Below are 1,888 nucleotides of genomic sequence, written 5' to 3'. Positions count from 1 at the left end.
CGGCGCCATGCACTGGCGCGGGCTGAACGGGAAGGCGTGGCGCGCCTTGCCTTGGTTGAGGGTGACGTACAGGTCCTGCAACTGCGGGGCGATGAAGTTCCAGTCGTCCAGCATCTGCTGCAGGGTGTGGGCGATGCCGGTGGCGTAGTGCGCGGTGCTCAGGTCGCGCGAAACGACGACCAGCTGGCCGTCGCGGGAGCCGTCTTTGTAGGTGGCGAGTTTCATGGCGGTGCGGTCGGGCCGCTCGGCCTGGGAGAGCGGCCGGGCTGTGGCAAGTGTACGATCGACAAACACACCATGTTCCGCCAGACCGCCCTCCGCCACCGTTCCATGCCCCCGTGGCGCGCCCCTGGCCTGCGCCGCCGGACCGTGGCGGGCTGGGTGGTGGCGGCCCTCGCCGGCGGGGTGGGCACGCCCGGGGCCGGGGCGTCTGGCTCGGACCCAGCGGGCCCCGGCCCGGCCCTCACGGCCACCGCCAACGCGGCCTCCGCGCCCCACCTGGCCCCGGCACGGCTGCGCTACGTCGTCAGCGGTTCGTCCAAGGGCTTCCCCTACCGCGCCCAGGCCACCCTGACCTGGACGCCGGACGGCCCGCGCTACGACGCGCGGCTGGAGCTGAACGTCCCGCTGCTGGGCACGCGCGTGCAACACAGCCAGGGCCACTGGGACGCCCAGGGCCTGCGGCCCGACCGCTTCGTGGACCAGGCGCGCAAAACGCGCCAGCTCGACTTCGACTGGCGCGAACAGCGCCTGCGGGTCGCGGGTGCGCCCGCCGTGGTGCCCCTGCCCCCCGGCACCCAGGACCGTCTCAGCCTGTTCCTGCAACTGGCGCACACGCTGGCCGCGCTGCCCCAGCCCCCGCGCGCCGGCCAGACCTGGACACTGCCCGTGGCCTCGCCCAACGACGTGCAGGCGTGGACCTTCGCGTTCGAGGGCGCACAAACCCAGGAGCTGCCCGCCGGCCGCTTCCAGACCTGGAAACTCCAGCGCAGCCCGCGCCACCCGGACGACCAGCGGGTGGAGCTGTGGTTCGCCCCGGCCCTGCAGCACCTGCCGGTGCGCATGCGCATCACCCAGCCCAACGGCGACGCGGTGGACCAGCGCCTCAGCGGCCGCTGACGCTTGCGGGGCACGCGTCTTGCATGGGGTGGCACGCAGCGGACTTGAAGCCGCCGCACCGGCCCCCAATTGCCGTGTGTGGCGTCCTACCCGCCACCGGCCCACCCCCTCGGGCCGACACTTGCAGGGTTATTGCGTTTCGAGGACATTTGAACCATGCACATGCTCTACGACTCCGACTCCTTCGCGGTGGTGCACATCCAGGCCAACGCGCCACAGGACCGCGCCGAGAGCGAAGCGGCCGGCCCGCACATGCCGCGCCACGGCTTCGAGATCGTGGACAAGCGCTCGGGCAAAGAGGTCTACCTCGACGGCTCCTGGGCCGAGATGTTCCACCTGCAGATCCAGGCCTGGCAGCAGAACACCCCCACCCAGGAAGAGGTGGAGGACACGCTCGAAGGCTACGCCACCCTGGCCCAGATGCCCGTGGTGGTGCACTGAGCCGGGCGGCCCGGCCTCACTCCTCCAGCAGGGACCGCAGCATCCAGGCGGTTTGTTCGTGCACCGCCAGGCGCTGCACCAGCACGTCGGCGGTGGGCTCGTCGCTGGCCTGGTCCACCAGCGGGAACAGGCTGCGGGCGGTGCGGGCCACCGCCTCGTGGCCTTGCGCCAGAATGCGCACCATCTCCAGCGCCTTGGGCGGCTCGGCCGGCGCATCGGGCAGCGAGCTGAGCTGGCCGTACTGGGCGTAAGAGCCCGGGGCCACATGACCCAGCGCGCGGATGCGCTCGGCGATCGGGTCCACCGCGTTCCACAGCTCGGTGTACTG

3 protein-coding genes and 1 pseudogene are annotated in these 1,888 nt (G+C 72.0%); 2 read left to right on the top strand and 2 right to left on the bottom strand.

Features of this window, described 5'->3' with window-relative positions:
• Positions 1 to 225 (bottom strand): annotated as a pseudogene (locus HA630_RS23805) (fumarylacetoacetate hydrolase); the annotation flags it as partial.
• Between the two features lie 72 nt (positions 226 to 297).
• Here HA630_RS23805 and HA630_RS18040 point away from each other — a divergent pair.
• Positions 298 to 1,119 carry a DUF3108 domain-containing protein gene (locus HA630_RS18040; RefSeq protein WP_166836505.1) on the top strand — a complete coding sequence of 274 codons (822 nt, stop codon included), beginning with the start codon at positions 298 to 300 and terminating at the stop codon, positions 1,117 to 1,119.
• Between the two features lie 156 nt (positions 1,120 to 1,275).
• Complete coding sequence (locus tag HA630_RS18035) at positions 1,276 to 1,560, top strand: DUF3567 domain-containing protein (RefSeq protein WP_166836503.1); 285 nt, start codon at positions 1,276 to 1,278, stop codon at positions 1,558 to 1,560.
• Between the two features lie 16 nt (positions 1,561 to 1,576).
• On the opposite strand, the gene HA630_RS18030 is transcribed toward HA630_RS18035, so the two are convergent.
• Positions 1,577 to 1,888, bottom strand: a 312-nt coding sequence (locus tag HA630_RS18030) for a Dps family protein (protein WP_166836501.1), incomplete at its 5' end; no start/stop codon positions are given.

This window comes from Aquabacterium sp. A08 (assembly GCF_011742065.1).
This window is presented reverse-complemented; position numbering and strand designations above follow the sequence as displayed.